A 17,538-nucleotide genomic window follows, 5' to 3' on the forward strand; every position below is an offset into this window, starting at 1 on the left:
GAATATGTCTAGTGAAAACACCCAAAATGCCCAGCAGAATTATGACTATCTCCTACCATCTGCTACCCATTGCGCTGCGGGCTTTGCACACATTGATGTGCAAAGAAAAGCCACGCATACGCCTAGATTCTACCAGCCTATAGAGACGCTGAAGCTGCCTATACAGGGGAGCGCGTGGGAAGTGATTTATAATCATCTTGCTTATGGATTTGCTATTGATAGGGCATATATCGAGCTTGGGATAGCAGTGATCTGGGTGCGTAAAGATGATATTGTAGGGGTGCTAGCAAAGCTTAAAAGCTTAGGCTATGAAGTGCTTAGTGAAATGAGCGCGGTAGATATGCTAGCTAAAGACAATCGCTTTGAGATGTTCTACCAGCTGCATTCTGTGCAAGAGGGCTTTAGCGATAAGCGGCGCGTGCGCGTGAAGTGCTATCTTGGTGAAAATGAGCAAATAGACTCTGTTTCCTCGATTTTTTCGCTTGCTTTGTGGAGTGAGCGAGAGGCGTATGATATGCTTGGGATAAGGTTTGTCAATCACCCCAATCTTACTCGCCTGCTTATGCCAAAAGACTGGGTTGGACACCCTCTGCGCCGCTCTTATCCCTTACAAGGTGATGAATATGCCGCGTGGTATGAGATTGATAAAATCTTTGGTAAGGAGTATCGAGAAGTGGTGGGAGCAGAGCAGCGCGATAGTGCGCGCGTGGATCCTAATGATGGGCGCAGCTTCTCTAAGCTTGATGCAATTGGAGAGGAGGGCGATGGGCTATATATGGACGCTTCTAAAGCTCTTTTTGTCAAAGACATTGCTAGGGCGAAGAAAACTCGCCTTGAAAGAAGGAAATAATGGGACAAAACTACACGCGTTTAAAACCGCAGTTTGAAAACATACATTTTGAGCGCGATGACAATACAATGGTGCTAAACTTTGGACCGCAGCACCCATCAACGCACGGGCAGCTACGATTGGTGCTTGAGCTAGATGGCGAGAGGGTCAAAAGAGCTACTCCAGAGATTGGCTACTTGCATAGGGGTATAGAAAAGCTTGCAGAAAATATGATCTATAACGAGTTTATGCCTACAACTGATAGGCTTGATTATATTTCTGCCATTGGGAACAACTATGCTTTCGCGCTTGGTGTGGAGCGACTGCTTGGCATACAAGCCCCACGAAAAGCCCAAGTGATACGCACGACACTCTTAGAGCTTAATCGCATCATCTCTCATATCTTTTTCATCGCTGTGCATGCTATGGATGTAGGCGCATTGTCGATGTTTTTATACGCGTTTAAGACGCGTGAGTATGGACTAGATTTGATAGAGGATTATTGCGGGGCTAGGCTTACGCATAATGCCATTCGCATAGGCGGTGTCCCACTAGATTTTCCAAGTGGCTGGCTGGAGAGTTTGGAGCAATTTTTACAAGAAGCGAGCAAAAGTGTGGATTTGTTTGAGGGCCTGCTTGATGAAAATCGCATTTGGAGAATGCGCCTTGAAGGCGTTGGAGCGATCTCTCAAGAGATGGCGAAGTCGTGGGGGCTTAGCGGGATTATGCTGCGCGCCACAGGTATTGCCTATGATATTCGCAAAGAAGAGCCTTATGAGCTCTATAATGAGCTAGATTTCTCTGTGCCTATTGGGCATTATGGGGATAGTTACGATCGCTACAGGCTTTATATGCTTGAGATTAGGGAGTCCATTAAGCTATTGCGCCAGCTTATCGCACTCTATCCAAGTAGTAATGCTACTAGCACAGGAGATGAGCTTATGGTGCGCGCGCCAGAGTATATCTCCGCGCCAAAAGAAGAGATAATGACACAAAATTACTCGCTTATGCAGCATTTTGTGCTAGTTACGCAAGGTATGCGTCCGCCAAAGGGTGAGGTCTATGCCCCCACAGAGTCTCCGCGCGGTGAGCTTGGATTTTTTATCCATTCACTTGGGGAGGCATACCCACAGAGGATGAAAATCAAAACCCCAAGCTTCGCGCATACAGCGATTTTGCAAGAGATGCTTACAGGCGCGTATATCGCCGATATTGTTACGATTGTAGGCTCGTGTAATGCGATTTTTGGAGAGGTGGATCGATGAGCTTGCGATCTCTTGCACAAACACAAAGCAAAGGGGAGATAGATAATGAAGCGATTTGACTTGCGGCATTTGCATAATGATTTTTACGCGCGTATGGGAGAGCTGATCGATACGCAACTCACTCAAGGAGAAGTGGGGATATTTCTCTTTGAAGTTGATGATTTTTCTAATGTCGCTAAGAGTGCTGAGTTTGTCAGCTCTAAGGGCTATGAAGTGATGAATTCTGTGCGATTTAATCATCGCGATTGGACACTTGTAGTGCGCAAAAGCCATCCGCAATCTAGACTAGAATCCACTTTGGAGCCACAATCACCTACGCAAGAGAGCGCAAAGGCAGGCGATGAGTAGTGCTACACACGCTGTGTCAAAAAGCGAGATAGCAAAGCTGGGTGCCACTCCTAGCACACAAGCTATGCGAAATCCTGCAATCATAGAGCAGGATACGGGTGTGTCTCAGCTCCTTAGACAGAGTGATGTTGTGCTGGTGCTTGGGGTGGGGGCGTTTGAGTTTGGGGAGCTAGTGGGGGGGCTAGATATTGTTTGTGCTGTGATAGGGCTGCATCCTTTTGTGGATTCTAGGGTGGGGGATATGCGGCAGTATCGCTATGAGGTGGGGGCGGAGCTTGGGGTGGCAGCACTGCTGTGTCAGTCGCTCATCGCTCAGGCAAAGCTGCCTGTTCAGGTTCGGGAGTTTTTTGATAGCCTAGATTTAGGGCATATCGCCGCAGAATCCGCTCTTGCTGAAGAGGAGCTAGCAGAGATAGTGTGCAGTGTGCAGCAGGCGAAATCGCCGATGATTATCGTGGGGGAGAGCTTTAGGCGGCATACTTTTGCTCCGCTTATCCACAAGCTGCTTGCGATGATTGGCACATATTGTGCGATTGATATGCTCTGTGCGAGTGATGTGGGCTTGCGTATGCTAGCCTATGATAAAAATGTGGATTCTAGGGCGTTTGCACTTATCTTGCACGCCCTTGAAGAGCTGCCAGAATCCAATGGCGCGCTTGTGTATCTTAGCTTGCTTGATGAGCGAGATTTAGCGCAGCCGGTGTTATGTGCCACGCCGGCATTTTTGCGTTTAGCGCATTTGCAGGATAAAGAGCAGGTGCGCTTGCTTGTGGATTCTACTCAAGTGGAGTGTGTGGCTCAGCAAGTGAGCTATCTGCAAGGTGCTACTGCTGTGCTTAAAGGCTGGCGAGGAGCAAAGATTTATCCTTTTATCAAGGCGCGATTTGCGCGAAATGGGGGCTATAATGGCTAAAGTTACAATTATGATTGATAAGCGTCCAATTATCTGTGAAGAGGGTGAAACAATTGTCGATGTCGCTAGGAAAAATGACATTTTTATCCCTACGATTTGCTATCTAGGTGGCTGCTCACCTACGCTTGCCTGCAAGATGTGTATGGCTGAGACAGGCGATGGCAAGCGTGTTTATACTTGCAATACCAAGGCAAAAGATGGGCTAGAGATATTTACGCAAACTAAGCAGCTTCAACAAGAGCGGCAGATGATTATGCAAACTTATGATGTCAATCACCCGCTAGAATGTGGCGTGTGCGACAAAAGTGGGGAATGTGAGCTGCAAAATCTAACGCTCTATACCAAAGTAGCCCACCAAGACTATGCCCTAGCTGATGATGAGAAGCACGAAAAATCGTGGGCGCAAGCACTCTATGATCCTAATCTTTGCATTGTGTGTGAGCGATGTGTAACCACTTGTAAGGACAATATCGGTGAAGCCAAGCTTAAGGCTGGGAAAGCAGATTTACACGCCCCTGATAGCTATAAAGACTCTATGTTAAAAGACCCTTATAGCGTGTGGAGTAAGAAGCAAAAGTCTTTGATAGAATTTGTGAGCGATACACCTTGTGTGGATTGTGGGGAGTGTATTGCTGTGTGTCCTGTGGGTGCGCTTACTTATAAGGACTTTAGCTATACTGCTAATGCGTGGGAGTTGAAAAAGACAAATAGCACTTGCCATTACTGCTCTATGGGCTGTCATATCACTTATGAGACAAGACATCATAATGCCTTAGGGGAGAAGAAGATTTATCGCGTGAGTAATGACTTCCACTTCGCGCCAATCTGTGGGGCAGGGCGGTTTGGATTTTCTGTCGTATCTGCTGGGGCTGTGCCAAAAGTGGATTCTAGTCTAGAATCCACTTTTGATAACCCTATAAGCAATCCTTTCACTCATCTTGGCAAGGCTAGTGCTATGCGGCTTGGTAGCTCTATCACCAATGAAGAAGCGATGATTGCAAACATTTTTAGTGCGCATTTTGGCATAAAGCTCTATAACGAGAGTGCGCGGGCATACCAGAAGTTTTTGCCTTATTTGCGCTTAGATCATACTTTGCAAGACTTGAAAGATTCTAGCACGATAGTCGCGCTAGGTGCGCCTGTGCGCTTGCAAGCCCCATTTTTGCAATATGCTATCAACAACACAATCCGCACCAAAAAGGGCGTTAAGCTCTACTATCTCCACCCAATCGCCGACACACTTTTAGCGTCATTTTCTCGCTCTGTGGTGCATATGCCTTATAATCCCGGGGCTGATGAAATGGCACTTGGGGCGTTGCTTTTGAGTATGCGAGATATGCTAGAGACAATCATCGCCCAAAGTCCGCAGGCTAAGGAGTTAGGGGCAATGCTGGATGGCTTGCTTAGAGTGATTGAAGCAAGCAAGCAGGCAGAAGTCAAAGTGGATTCTAGTGAAAAAGTGGATTCTAGCGAGGCGCAGCCTAGCACACCTGTCTATGCGGCATTGCAAGAAGCAGGGATAGAGAGCAGTAAGCTTAGCGAGCTAGCTGGCGTGGATTTATCACAGATGAGTGTAATCATCGGTGAAGAGGCTATGCTTTGTGCCTTGCGTGAAAATAGCGCGATGGTAGCGGGGCTGCAGATTTTAGAAAAATGTGGGGCTAGGGTGTATGTGATCCCGCTTGGTAGCAATACGGCTGGGATCGCTAGAATCTGTGGCGAGCTTTTAGAAGTGGATTCTAGTGTCGCGCGAGACTCTAGCCTAGAATCTCGTTTGGGTGATGAATTTGTGATCGGCGTGCGCACACAAGGCGATGTGGTGTGGGATTGTGCGTGGAGCAGTGATGGTGAAGTGCTTGTGAAAAAGCCTGAAGTAGTGCTACCAAGCCACCAGCAAATGCTAGGCAGTATGACGAATTTTGAAAATCGCTTGCTACCTCTAGCAAAGGTGCGCGAGTATCAAGGCGATGATTTGGCAAGTATTTTGTATGGGTATAACACATCTAGGCTAGAGGTAGCGCACCATAAAAAAGAGCTACAATCTATGACACGCACGCAAGATCGCGCAGATATGTTGCTTGATAGTGCATTGCTTGATTATTTTTCTACCTACACAGAGCTAAGCGACTATACAAAGGCACTGCCACAAAGCAAGGGCTATGCGCCAAAAGAGCTTGCCAGCATAGCAAACTACTACACACAAGGTGGGATTGATAAAAGAGGCTATGTGCTTATGCCATTGCTAAGCGGTGAGCTTGCGCCAGCCTTTGTAATAGAGCAGTCAAAATCTCTAGACTTTAATGCCTTCATCACTTATCCGCAAAATCTCTTTAGTATCCAAAATGTGCTAGATAGCAATATGCAGCAAAAAGATGGATTCTACACTTCTAAGGCACATTTGGATAGGCTAGGGCTTGCTGAAGGAGAGCAAATCACGCTACGCAAGCCAAATACACAGCAGGACATTACAGGCGCAGTGTATATTGACTATGCGATGAGTCAGGATATATGGCTCATTAGTCCAAATATCGCAAAAAATTGGGATACAAATACCTATGTATCTGTTGAGTGCGCTAAAGCCACAAAGGAGTAGAGTATGAGTGAGTTTATCATCGAAACTTGTATAAAGATTTTGGTTGTTGTGCTTGTATTCTCGTTTTTAGGGGGGTTTGGGACATATTTAGAGCGCAAAGTTTTGGGCTATTTCCAGCGCAGGCTTGGTCCTTGCTATGTGGGTCCATTTGGGCTTTTGCAGTTTCTAGCCGATGCGATTAAGCTATTTACCAAAGAAGATGTCTGCCCCCAGAATGCTAATAAGCTTATTTTTATGCTAGCTCCAGTGATTGCGATGATGAGTGCATTTGTCGCGATGGCACCTATACCATTTTTTGGCGAGTTTGAGATATTTGGTAGGACCATACAGCCTATCATTTCAGACATCAATGTAGGGCTACTCTTTTTCCTAGCGGTTGGGGCAGTGGGGATTTACGCGCCGCTGCTTGCTGGGCTTTCTTCAAATTCTAAATTCTCCTTGCTGGGGGCTGTGCGTGCGTGTATCCAGCTTTTAAGCTTTGAGGTGGTCTCCACGCTTAGTATTTTGCCTCCACTTATGCTTGTAGGCTCACTATCGCTTGTAGCTATGAATGATTATCAAGCAGGGGGGGTGTTTGATTGGTTGTTATTCAAGCAGCCCTTAGCCTTTATTCTCTTCCTTGTGGCTAGCTATGCCGAGCTAAATCGCACGCCTTTTGACTTGCTTGAGCACGAAGCGGAGATTGTGGCTGGATTTTGCACGGAGTATAGCGGGCTAAAATGGGGGATGTTTTTCCTAGCAGAATACGCCCATCTCTTTGCCTTTGGCTTTGTGATAGCTCTTATCTTTTGCGGTGGGTATCAGCCGCTGTGGTTTATCCCCGGTGGGATTGCCATTATCCTAAAGGTGTGCTTTTTTGTCTTCTTGGCGATGTGGGTTAGGGCGACTTTCCCACATATCCGCCCAGATCAGTTGATGAGTATGTGCTGGAAGGTGCTTATGCCTTTAGCGATTATCAATTTGCTTATCACAAGCGTTGTGATTTTGCTCTAGGAGAATGCAATGAAAAATTATACCCCTATCCCTAAGCGCAAAGAGCCAAAGACTACTTATGAGCATTTTTGCAAAAGTGTGAAGATGACTTGTGGGCTAGATTTGTTTAAAGGACTAGCTCTTACTTTAAAGGAGTTTTTTTCTAAAAAGGTTACTATACATTATCCTAAAGAGTATATCCCGCTATCGCCTAGGTATCGTGCTGTGCATAGCCTGCAAAGACTCCTAGAATCCGGAAATGAACGCTGCATTGGCTGTGGGCTTTGTGAGAAAATTTGCACGAGTAATTGTATCCGCATCATCACACATAAAGGCGATGATAAACGCAAAAAAATCGACTCCTATACCATAAATCTTGGGCGGTGTATTTACTGCGGATTGTGTGCTGAAGTGTGCCCTGAGCTTGCCATTGTTATGGGAGATCGCTTTGAAAATGCAAGTTTAGCGCGCGCGCAATATGCTGGGAAGCACGAGCTTTTGCGCCCTATTGATGAGGCTAAAACACATACACAGCTAGAGTTTGCTGGCTTTGGGAGTGTGAGTGCCCAAGCTGATAAAAGCCTGCGTCCTACGCCTATTGCGTGGGATAAGCCTATATCACTAGAATCCACTTTTGAAAAAGTGGATTCTAGTGCAGAAACAGGGGAGAAGTCGCAAAACTCCAAGCAAGGAGATGTGTAATGTTTGAAGCGATTGCATTTTATTTTTTTATGGTGTTGAGTATCGTGGCTTTTCTTGTTGTCGTTAGCACAAGAAATATACTCTACGCGCTCACGGCTCTTGTAAGTGGTATGATCTTTATCTCAAGCTTCTTTTTTCTTCTGGGGGCAGAGTTTTTGGGCGTGGTGCAAATTGCTGTTTATACGGGAGCAGTGATTGTTATGTATGCCTTTGGGCTGATGTTTGTGGATACGATGAGTGAGATTAGAGAGCGACATAAAGGGGATCTGTGGCTTAGTGTTATGATTGTGTGTGTGGCACTGCTTTTGGTCGCGCTTTTTGTCTCGCCAATGCTTTATGAGTCGCAGCAAGTAGCCGTAGAAAAAGATATGCAAATTATCACAGGTGAGCCTAATACTTTTACCGTGGGTAAAATGCTATTTGGGCACTATCTCATTGCGTTTGAGATAGCTGGTGTGCTACTTTTAGTCGCGCTTATTGCTGGGATCGCGCTTGGCATTAAAGGGCGCAATGAAGCACAAGATGAAGCATCTGAAGTAGCAGACATCTCATCTTTTAAACCATCTTTTAAGCAAGGGGGTTCTCTATGACTACTACGATTACTATGCAATTAAGCCCCTATATCAGTGTGTATGATTTTTTACTGCTCTCTATTGTGCTGTTTGCTATTGGGTTGTTTGGAATGCTTCGTAGAAAAAATATTTTAATGCTCTTTCTCTCAAGCGAGATTATGCTAAATGCCATAAATATCGCACTTGTGGCAGTTGGTGTGGCGTTTAATGATATGGGTGGGCAGATGTTTGCTCTTTTTATCATCGCGCTTGCAGCTAGCGAAGTGGCAGTGGGATTGGGGCTTGTGCTATTGTGGTATCGCAAGCATAAGAGTCTTGATATTGATACGCTTTGCACAATGAAAGGATAGAAAATGGGCTGGGTGGATTCTATAGATATTGGCACATTTGCCTGTTTGCTTTTTGTGGTGTTGTTTGCGCCATTGCTCGGCACGATTGTAGCTGGCGTGCTTGGCACTAGAGGCAAGATCGTGGGTGTCGGCTGGTTTAATAGCTTTTGTATTTTGCTTTCGTTTCTTGCAAGTGTCGTGCTTGGGTTTAGCGTATTGCAAGGGGTTAGCTTTTCTGTGTCGCTTTTTGATTGGATTGTAAGCGGGAGCTTTGCAGTAGATTTTGGCTTTAGCCTAGATATGATTACTGCGGTGATGATTGTTGTCATCTCTCTTGTATCGCTGCTTGTGCATATTTACTCCATTGGCTATATGCACGATGATGAAGGCTTCAACCGCTATTTTAGCTTCCTTAGTGGGTTTGTGTTTTCTATGATGTTTTTAGTGCTAAGTGATAATTTCTTGGGACTATTTGTCGGCTGGGAGGGGGTAGGAGTCTGCTCTTATTTGCTTATTGGATTCTGGTATCACAAGCATAGTGCGAATTTCGCTGCTATGGAGGCATTTATTAGCAATCGCATCGCGGATTTGGGTATGTTGCTTGGGATTTTTCTGCTTTTTTGGAGCTTTGGGACACTCAATTTTCAAGAGATTTTTTCTGCTATACGCGGTGATGAAATGCAGCTTTCTTCAAGCATTCTTAGCTGGGCTGGGATTTTGCTTTTTATCGGTGCGATGGGGAAATCCGCGCAGTTTCCTTTGCATACTTGGCTGGCAAATGCGATGGAGGGACCCACACCTGTATCAGCACTTATCCACGCAGCCACAATGGTAACAGCTGGTGTTTATCTCATTGTGCGGGCTCACCCCATCTATATGGAAATCCCACATATTGGCGAAGCGATCGCTTATCTTGGCGCGTTTGTTGCGCTATTTGCTGCTTCTATGGCTCTTGTCAATAGGGATTTAAAGCGCATTATCGCCTACTCTACGCTCTCACAGCTTGGGTATATGTTTGTAGCAGCTGGGCTTGGAGCATATTGGATCGCTCTTTTTCATCTTTTTACCCACGCGTTTTTTAAATCACTCTTATTCCTTGGGGCTGGGAATGTAATGCACGCTATGCACGATGGGCTTGATATTACGCGTATGGGGAGGCTTGTGCGTCCATTGAAATATACAATGATCTTTATGCTTATTGGTAATCTTGCTTTGTGTGGGATACCGCCATTTGCTGGGTATTTTTCTAAAGATTTGATTCTAGAATTTAGCTTTAATACAGAGTATAAAGTTTTATGGGGATTGCTTGTGTTCGGGGCGTTTTTGACAGCATTTTATAGCTTCCGTTTATTTATGCTTGTGTTTTTCTCGCCAAAATCTAGCGAGGCATACGCGATTGATCATCCACACGAAGCACGCCCGCTTATGTTCTATGCAATGCTCCCTTTAGCGGTGCTTGCTATTGTGGCTGGGGTATTTTATGATCCTATTATATCGGCGTTGAAGTATATTGCAGTGTTTGAAATGCCCCACGGACACTTGAGTGCAGAGTCTCTAGCTGGGATTGCGCTTGGGGCTTCTTGCTTGGGGATTATTGTGGCGTTTTTTAAATACAAAAACTTCACCTATACTCCAAGTCGCAACTTTTTCTACACGCTTTTGTCGCAGCAATACTACATACCAAAGCTTTATGAATTGCTATTTTCTAAAGCTTTTGGCGTGCTATGTCGTGTGCTGTGGCAGAAGATTGAGATATTGGTGTTTGATAAAAGTATGCAAGCAGTGGGCAAGGTGATGATGTGGCTTTCTGCGATGTGTGCATACTTGCAAAATGGCAATATAAGCAGTGTGCTACGACTTATGGTCTTTGGTATTTTGCTTTTGCTGCTTAGTTTGCTAGTAAGTCAATTAGTCTTTGTGAGGTAGGCTATGGAGTATTTATTAAGTATTGTTATCTTCTTCCCATTTATAGCTGGGCTTGTTGTGTTTGCCTTAGATGATAGGGGGGCGAAGTTTTTTGGTGTAAGTTGTGCGATGATCGAGCTTGTGCTAGTGGCGGTGCTGTGTGGGTATTTTGATAGTAGCAATCCTAGCTTGCAGTTTGAAAATATGTTTGCTTTAATTCCTGCTTTTGGGATTAGCTATCATATTGGGATTGATGGGGTTTCGCTTACATTGATTTTGCTTAATGCTATTGTGATATTGCTTAGTGTGATGTTTTTACACGGCAAAACACCTGCTAGCCATTTTGTCGCGTGCTTGCTATTGCTAGAATCCATTCTTATGGGGGTTTTTAGTGCGCAAAATCTCGTGCTGTTTTATGTGTTTTGGGAGCTATCTTTACTGCCGATTCTCTATATGATTGGCGTGTGGGGTAGCGGCGATAAGATCAAAGCTGCGTTGCAATTTTTTCTTTATACATTTTTTGCTTCACTGATTATGCTTGTGGGGATTTTGTATTATGGATTTTTGTTTTTCTTGCATTTCAAGCATTTTAGCTTTGAGTTGGCTGATTGGCTCTCTATGCCATTGCCACCGAGCTATCAGCTCTGGCTCTTTCTAGCGTTTTTTATCGCCATTGCGGTAAAGATCCCCATTATCCCATTCCACGCGTGGCTTCCTAAAGCCTATGGCAATGCCCCCACACTTGGCTCTGTGGTGCTCTCCGCGCTACTGCTAAAAATGGGGACTTATGCGCTTGTGCGGTTTTGTCTCCCACTCTTCCCAGATGCGAGCATTGAGCTTAGCTTGTGGATTTTGGTGCTTGGGCTTATTATGATTATCTATGGGGCAATGCTTGCTTACGCGCAAACAGATATGAAGCAAGTGATCGCTTATAGCTCTATCTCGCATATGGGTGTTGTGGTGCTTGGGGTATTTTCTTTCACGCTTATTGGGATTTCTGGTGCGGTGTTTATGATGTTTGCGCACGGCATTGTGGGGGCTATGCTGTTTATGTTGGTTGGTGCATTTGCCAAGCGCACAGGATCAATGCAGATAGATTCTGTGAAAGGTGTGGCTGCGGTTGCGCCGATTTTTTGCGCGATATTTGGGCTTGCCACGATGGCAAATGTTGGACTCCCTTTGACCATAGGCTTTGTAGGGGAGTTTTTAAGCTTGCTTGGCATATTTGCGACTTATCCACTTATTGCGCTTCTTGGGGGGCTAACTATTATTTTATCGGCTGCATATATGCTTAGCTTGTATAAAAGGCTTTTCTTTGGCAAAACAGATGAAGAGCAAAAGCTAGCGAAGTTTAGCGATGTTGATGTGCGAGAAAAGCTCGTGCTAGGGCTATTTTCTGCTTGTGTTATCGTGCTTGGAGTCTATCCTAAGCCATTGCTAACGCTTATAGATTCTGGGGTTAAGCCAATGCTAGAGACAATGTCTATGCGTGCGCAAAATAGCGCGACAAAGACATTGCTTACTACGCTTGAATCCAAGCAGGAGCGCACACTTGAGCGCATAAAATCTTCAAGTATTGTAAGTGGTGATAGCGTAGGGGAACTAGATTTTGCCAAAGTGGATTCTAGTATAGAATCTAGCTCTGCCACTCAAGCTGATTTACTTTTTTCTGGAGAAGCGCGATGAACTTTTTACCTCCTTTAGAATTTGCTGAGTTGTCATTAGGCGCGATTTTGCCAAGTCTTGTGCTTATTATAGGGGCATTGATCTTATTGCTTGCTAATGTGTTTGTGCGAGTTTTTGACAGAGCGTTTCGCGGAGTAAATGTCGCGCTATGTGCTGTGTTTTTAGCTTTAAGCGTGCTTTGTAGTTTGCAGCTTGATGTGGGTAGCTCGTTTTTCTCACTTATTCATATTAACGGCATAACAATCCTATCGCAAGTAACAATGGAGTTTGCCGCGCTTGTGTTTATCGTGCTTTTTTTCACGAAGCAAGAAAAGGCTGATTATGCTACTAGGGTAGGGGAGTTTTATCCTTTATACTTGCTAATGATTGCTGGGTTTGACATTATGGTATCAAGTCGGCATTTGCTTATCATTTTGCTTGGGCTTGAGATTGGTTCATTGTCTTTAGTGGCACTCATCGCCTTAAGCGGCACATCTAGAGCCATAGAGGCTGGGATAAAGTATTTTGTCTTTAGTGTGCTTGCTAGCGTATTTTTTATTATGGGGGCGTTGTGTTGGTATTTTGCTAGTGCGAACTTTGATCTTAATGCGCTTGAATTTGCAATCCTATCTGGCAACTATATTTCTGTATCTGCTATTTTGCTTGGGGTTGTGTTTATGATTGGTGCGCTTGGGTTTAAGACTTCTGCCGTGCCATTTCACTCGTGGATGCCTGATATTTATCAAGGCTCAAATGCCATTGTCGCTGGAGTCGTGTCTATTATCCCAAAGATCGCTGCCTTTGCTGTGGCTATCAATGTGTTTAGTATGTTTATCCAAAGTAGTGCTTTGTGGGTGCATAATACACTCTATGTGCTTGTGGTGCTTTCAATCACTTTGCCAAATATCGCAGCCCTTGTGCAAAAAGATATAAAAAGAATGCTTGCTTTTAGCTCTATTGCGCATTCTGGATTTGTGCTTGCTTGTATTCTTATCAATACACAAATGAGCCTTAGTGCGCTGTATTTGTATTGGTTTTTGTTTGTATTTAGCAATGTCGGGGCATTTGGGCTATTGTGGTTTGTGCGCAATACATCAAGCGATACTTATGAGTATCGGCATTTTAGCGGCTTGGTGCGCGTGCTGCCTTCTTATGCGGTGCTTGCTGGGGTGTTTTTCATCTCGCTTGCTGGGATTCCGCCATTTGGGCTGTTTTTTGGAAAAGTGGCGGTGGTGATGAGTGCCTTTAGTGCGGATTATGTGTATCTAGGGCTTATTATGATGATAAATAGTGCCATCGCGGTGGTGTATTATTTGCGCCCTGTTATTGCGATGTTTCTGCCAACTACGCAAGCTCCTAATGCAGCGGACTTTTTCTATAATGCCACTTCTGTATCTAAGCTAGTTGTCTGGCTGATGGCGGTTGTTTGTTGTGTTAGTATTTTTATGGTGCAGTTTTTGCTTGATTTTATAGGAAAATATGTGATCGGGGCTTATTGATTGGTGAAGCTATTTTTCTCTCGTTTGGGATTATTGCTGTGTGCTTGTGCTATCCAGATAAGTGCGTTAGAGATTTCTACAACCTTTGGCAAGGAGGCAGGGGAGGACTTTTCTGTGCTGACCTTGCGCAATGACTCCGCTTTCACTTGTGGTGAGGTGCTAGATGCGTATGGCAAGGCAGTGTCGATTGAGTGTAAGATTTCACGCATACCCGATCGTGGATTCCCCGGGCTAGAAAATAGCTTTTTTCGTGTGTCCTATAAGATGATAGATGGGGATTTTTGGCTCTATATTTATCCTAAACACCAGCAAAAGCTCTTTGCTATTCCTAAAAGCCCAAAGCAGGATTTTAGTATCGATAAATATCCAAGCACCACCGCACATCTATGGCAGATTGTGGGGTATAAAAAGACTATACCCTTTCTCTCTCACGAGAATTTTAAGCAAGGCTTGCATTTCCCTGTGAAAATCCTAGGCGAGCAGACTCCAACAATTCCCGAGCTAAATACTGACAACAAACCCCTAAAAGCGACAAAAAATAAGGATTTTGAAATCTACTCTCGGGTCAAAACTGCCATGGAGCGCAAAGACTATATCGGTGCAATCACAGAGATCAATGAAGCCTTACAGCAAAATCCAAATTCTGTCTTCCGCCGCGATCTCACTTATGATCGCATTATCGCAAGCTCTAAGCTTGATCTTGAAGAGCAAGATGTCTTGATAGAATCCGCTTTAGAATGGGTGCGGATATTTGCTGCTGATCCAGATGTGCCAGAGATTTTATATATCCTTGCCGCTGCATATAGAAAGGATAATATCCCAACAGAAGCGGAGCATTACTATAAACGCATTAGTAGCGAATATCCAGAATCCAAATTTACACCATTGGCACAAATGCAGCTTGCCAATCTTGTCAAGACTCACGCCCCTACGCAAGCGCGGATCTATTTCCAAAGAGCGTATATCGATGCCAAAGACATACCAAGTGCAAGTGAGATTGCCATAGAGTGGGCGATATTTGAGCTAGAGCAGCAAAACTCCATAAATGCAACAGAGCTTGTCAATAAAGTGCTAGCCAATTATCCAAAGTTTTTCTTAGATAATGGCGAGATTACCAAAGAGCTATCTAGCGCATTGCTTGAAGCTAAGGATTATCCAATGATTGCCACTCTCACACAATACTTAGCTGACAATAGCGATGATATATACTTCAAAGAAGAGAAGATGTTTGTGCTAGGGGATTATTATCAGCAGGCACAAGATTTTGAGCAAGCCCATCAGGCAAATCAGCAATATATCCAAGTCTTTGGCGAGGACCACCCAGAGAGAGCCAAAGTCGTGCAAGATAGAGATGATGCGATTTTGTTTGCCATAGATGGTGGCGATGAGGAGAAGCTTAAGCATTATGCGTATCTCATCAGCAAATACCCCAACACACAAGAAGCCACAAAGGCTAAGGAACTTACAGCCCAAATCCTGCTACAAAAGCATAAATATCAAGAAGTTTTCGCGCTCTATAAAGATGAAGATTCTAGCCCATATCGCCAGCAAGCTTTAGATGCACTGCTTAAAGATGCCATCGCGCAAAAAAATTGCAAAGAGGCTATTGGCTACATTATGCAAACTTCTGTTTATAATCTAGACTCTGCTCAAAAGCTTGTAGCGTTTGATTGCGCCGATGAGGCAGGGCTAAATACTATCGCTAAGCAGATTGCTAGCGGTATGGCAGAAGCAAGCAAAGATCAAGGCACGCGCTTGCTCTGGCTCTATCGCATCGCTAGTAATCTCTACAAGCTTGGTGCATATAAAGAAGCCTCTCTTGCAGCGCGCGATGCGCTAAATCTCGCCAAAATCCAAAAGAGTCATTATGATATTGCCTTCACGCTTTTTGCGATTTTGCAAGCCCTAGAATCCAAAAACGAAGCCAAAAAACTTCTGCCATTTTTGCAGGAGCATTTTGCTAAAGATGAGCGCATAATCCCTGTATATGCGACACTTTTGGGCTATGCAATCGATGAAAAAGACCCAACAAGCATAGAAGTATATGCAAGCAAAATCATCGAGCTGCAAAAAGCATTTAAAACCGATGAGTTTAGCCCTTATGCAGAGTTTGCACTTGCTAATGTCTTGCGAGAATTGAAGCGATATGATCAAGCCTTAGCACTCTTGCTACCGCTAGAATCCACCAAGCTTACGGAAGTGGATTCTACACAGCTGCTCTATCGTATCGCTAGCTTGTATGATGTGTTAAATAACGCGCCATCTGCGTTGAAATATTTTGACAAATGCGCTAAAAGTGCGGACCAAAACGAGTGGAAAACACTCTGCACACAGGCAAAAGAGCTGCTACAAGAGCGAGCCAAATCATCAAGCAAGGAGCCGCCGATACAGGTAGATTCTGCTAAAGTGGATTCTAATGCTTCAGGCAATTAAATGTAGCTATTGGTTTGCTACATATTTTTATAATCACAAGCACATAAGCAACAAAGGAGAGTAGTATGGATATGAGTATATTTCGAGAGTATGACATCCGTGGCATTTATGAAGAAAATCTCACAAAAGAGAGTGTATTTGCCATTGGCTTTGGGCTTGGCAAAAGGGTGCTACAAGCTGGTGAGACAAGTATCGCCATAGGCTATGATGCACGCACGCATTCGCCCATTTTGTATGAGTGGCTAAAAGATGGGATCTTGCTAAGTGGGGTAGAAGTGGTGTTTATGGGTATGATCCCCACGCCTGTGGCGTATTTCGCGACATTTCAAAACCAGAATCTAAAAAGCTCAATAATGATTACAGGTAGTCATAACCCACCGCAATACAATGGCTTTAAAATCACAATCTCTCAAAAGCCTTTCTATGGGGAGCAGATCCAGCAGCTAGGCAGGGAGATTGCTAGTAGTAATGTCGCTTATGTCCCAGCTAGTAAAGCCGCCGTAGAAGTGGATATGCTAGGGCAGTATCAAGCGTTTTTTATCAAGCATTTTAGTAGGCTCAAAGATTTTCCCTATGAAGTGGTGTTTGACTATGGTAATGGTGTGGGTGCAATTGGCTTGGAGCCGGTGCTAAAAGCTCTAAATATCAAGCATATTAGCCTTTTTGAGACGCCAGATGGCACATTCCCCAATCACCACCCAGATCCAAGTGAAGAAAAAAATCTCCGCGATGTAAAAGCTGCGATGAAATCACGCCAAGTCCCCATAGGCATAGCCTTTGATGGCGATGCTGATAGGGTGGCATTGATGAGTGAGAATCACAACTATAAAGGCGATGAAATGGCGATTTTGTTTGCCAAAGATATGGCAAAGCATATTGCTAGCCCTGTTGTGATAGGCGAGGTGAAATGCTCGCAAGTGATGTATGATGAGATAAACCGCATAGGCAAGGCTGTGATGTATAAAACTGGGCATAGCAATCTAAAGACAAAGCTTAAGGAGCTAAATGCCCACCTAGCGGCTGAAATGAGCGGGCATATATTTTTTAATGATAGGTATTTTGGCTATGATGATGCCTTATATGCGGCTCTTCGGGCATTGGAGCTGTTCCTTGAGATGACTCCAGCGCAAATGGAATCATTCATCAATGCGCTACCTAAGCTCTACTCTACTGATGAAGAAAAAATTGCCACCACAGAAGAGAAAAAGTTTGGACAAATTGCGGCATTGCAGAAAGCTTTGGAGAATCCACCCGCAGACTTTCCACATACCCAAGAGATCATCACTATTGATGGCGTGCGTGTGATATTTGACAATGGCTGGGCTTTGGTGCGCGCGAGCAATACCACGCCTGTGCTTGTAACGCGCTTTGAGGCTACTTCGCAAAAGGATTTGGAGTGCTATAAGCAGCAGGTTTTAAGGCTATTAGATTTGTAGTTTCTTTGTGGTGGGCGACTTCTCTAGCGATTTAGTCTTGGGTGGGCAATGCGGCTATGCATTGTCTTTTGGGCTAG

Annotated in this window: 13 protein-coding genes and 1 pseudogene; all 14 read left to right on the forward strand. The window is 44.5% G+C overall.

Annotated features, from left to right (window positions below):
• Window positions 1-4 precede the first annotated feature (4 nt).
• The 14 genes and pseudogenes from NYG90_RS06390 to NYG90_RS06455 all read left to right on the forward strand — a co-directional run bounded on the left by NYG90_RS06390 (window position 5) and on the right by NYG90_RS06455 (window position 17,461).
• Window positions 5-850 (forward strand): NADH-quinone oxidoreductase subunit C, encoded by an 846-nt coding sequence (locus NYG90_RS06390; RefSeq protein ID WP_150337878.1) that lies wholly within the window; start codon window positions 5-7, stop codon window positions 848-850.
• Complete coding sequence (nuoD, locus tag NYG90_RS06395) at window positions 850-2,094, forward strand: NADH dehydrogenase (quinone) subunit D (protein WP_285257156.1); 1,245 nt, start codon at window positions 850-852, stop codon at window positions 2,092-2,094. The genes NYG90_RS06390 and nuoD overlap by 1 nt, the downstream gene beginning before the upstream one ends.
• 45 nt (window positions 2,095-2,139) lie before the next feature.
• Window positions 2,140-2,442 (forward strand): NADH-ubiquinone oxidoreductase subunit E family protein, encoded by a 303-nt coding sequence (locus tag NYG90_RS06400; RefSeq protein ID WP_115011970.1) that lies wholly within the window; start codon window positions 2,140-2,142, stop codon window positions 2,440-2,442.
• Window positions 2,435-3,355, forward strand: a complete 921-nt coding sequence (locus tag NYG90_RS06405; RefSeq protein WP_285257157.1) for a hypothetical protein — start codon at window positions 2,435-2,437, stop codon at window positions 3,353-3,355. The genes NYG90_RS06400 and NYG90_RS06405 overlap by 8 nt, the downstream gene beginning before the upstream one ends.
• Window positions 3,348-5,948 (forward strand): NADH-quinone oxidoreductase subunit G, encoded by a 2,601-nt coding sequence (locus tag NYG90_RS06410; protein WP_285257158.1) that lies wholly within the window; start codon window positions 3,348-3,350, stop codon window positions 5,946-5,948. Before NYG90_RS06405 ends, NYG90_RS06410 begins: the two co-directional genes overlap by 8 nt.
• Window positions 5,949-5,951: 3 nt before the next feature.
• Window positions 5,952-6,941, forward strand: coding sequence for an NADH-quinone oxidoreductase subunit NuoH (gene nuoH, locus NYG90_RS06415; protein WP_115011967.1), 990 nt, complete (start codon window positions 5,952-5,954; stop codon window positions 6,939-6,941).
• Between the two features lie 9 nt (window positions 6,942-6,950).
• Window positions 6,951-7,622: an NADH-quinone oxidoreductase subunit NuoI gene (nuoI, locus tag NYG90_RS06420; RefSeq protein WP_285257159.1), complete on the forward strand. Its 672-nt coding sequence runs from the start codon at window positions 6,951-6,953 to the stop codon at window positions 7,620-7,622.
• On the forward strand, window positions 7,622-8,212 hold the full coding sequence (locus NYG90_RS06425) for an NADH-quinone oxidoreductase subunit J (protein WP_285257160.1): 591 nt from the start codon (window positions 7,622-7,624) through the stop codon (window positions 8,210-8,212). Before nuoI ends, NYG90_RS06425 begins: the two co-directional genes overlap by 1 nt.
• A gap of 14 nt (window positions 8,213-8,226) precedes the next feature.
• Window positions 8,227-8,544, forward strand: coding sequence for an NADH-quinone oxidoreductase subunit NuoK (gene nuoK / locus NYG90_RS06430; protein WP_285257221.1), 318 nt, complete (start codon window positions 8,227-8,229; stop codon window positions 8,542-8,544).
• 3 nt (window positions 8,545-8,547) lie between these two features.
• On the forward strand, window positions 8,548-10,449 hold the full coding sequence (gene nuoL, locus NYG90_RS06435) for an NADH-quinone oxidoreductase subunit L (protein ID WP_285257161.1): 1,902 nt from the start codon (window positions 8,548-8,550) through the stop codon (window positions 10,447-10,449).
• 3 nt (window positions 10,450-10,452) lie between these two features.
• Window positions 10,453-11,922, forward strand: a pseudogene (locus tag NYG90_RS06440) (NADH-quinone oxidoreductase subunit M); the annotation flags it as partial.
• Between the two features lie 188 nt (window positions 11,923-12,110).
• Window positions 12,111-13,592 (forward strand): NADH-quinone oxidoreductase subunit N, encoded by a 1,482-nt coding sequence (locus NYG90_RS06445; protein WP_285257163.1) that lies wholly within the window; start codon window positions 12,111-12,113, stop codon window positions 13,590-13,592.
• 3 nt (window positions 13,593-13,595) lie between these two features.
• On the forward strand, window positions 13,596-16,025 hold the full coding sequence (locus NYG90_RS06450) for a DUF7494 domain-containing protein (protein ID WP_285257222.1): 2,430 nt from the start codon (window positions 13,596-13,598) through the stop codon (window positions 16,023-16,025).
• Window positions 16,026-16,096: 71 nt separating this feature from the next.
• Complete coding sequence (locus NYG90_RS06455; RefSeq protein ID WP_285264870.1) at window positions 16,097-17,461, forward strand: phosphomannomutase/phosphoglucomutase; 1,365 nt, start codon at window positions 16,097-16,099, stop codon at window positions 17,459-17,461.
• Window positions 17,462-17,538 lie beyond the last annotated feature (77 nt).

It is taken from the genome of Helicobacter zhangjianzhongii (assembly GCF_030249855.1).
Classification (GTDB): domain Bacteria; phylum Campylobacterota; class Campylobacteria; order Campylobacterales; family Helicobacteraceae; genus Helicobacter_B; species Helicobacter_B zhangjianzhongii.

Coding starts and splice junctions, on each gene's coding strand:
- NYG90_RS06405 (WP_285257157.1), top strand. CDS start 2,435: ATGAGTAGTGCTACACACGCTGTGTCAAAAAGCGAGATAGCAAAGCTG.
- nuoD (WP_285257156.1), top strand. CDS start 850: ATGGGACAAAACTACACGCGTTTAAAACCGCAGTTTGAAAACATACAT.
- NYG90_RS06425 (WP_285257160.1), top strand. CDS start 7,622: ATGTTTGAAGCGATTGCATTTTATTTTTTTATGGTGTTGAGTATCGTG.
- NYG90_RS06410 (WP_285257158.1), top strand. CDS start 3,348: ATGGCTAAAGTTACAATTATGATTGATAAGCGTCCAATTATCTGTGAA.
- NYG90_RS06400 (WP_115011970.1), top strand. CDS start 2,140: ATGAAGCGATTTGACTTGCGGCATTTGCATAATGATTTTTACGCGCGT.
- nuoL (WP_285257161.1), top strand. CDS start 8,548: ATGGGCTGGGTGGATTCTATAGATATTGGCACATTTGCCTGTTTGCTT.
- nuoI (WP_285257159.1), top strand. CDS start 6,951: ATGAAAAATTATACCCCTATCCCTAAGCGCAAAGAGCCAAAGACTACT.
- nuoH (WP_115011967.1), top strand. CDS start 5,952: ATGAGTGAGTTTATCATCGAAACTTGTATAAAGATTTTGGTTGTTGTG.
- NYG90_RS06445 (WP_285257163.1), top strand. CDS start 12,111: ATGAACTTTTTACCTCCTTTAGAATTTGCTGAGTTGTCATTAGGCGCG.
- NYG90_RS06455 (WP_285264870.1), top strand. CDS start 16,097: ATGAGTATATTTCGAGAGTATGACATCCGTGGCATTTATGAAGAAAAT.
- nuoK (WP_285257221.1), top strand. CDS start 8,227: ATGCAATTAAGCCCCTATATCAGTGTGTATGATTTTTTACTGCTCTCT.
- NYG90_RS06390 (WP_150337878.1), top strand. CDS start 5: ATGTCTAGTGAAAACACCCAAAATGCCCAGCAGAATTATGACTATCTC.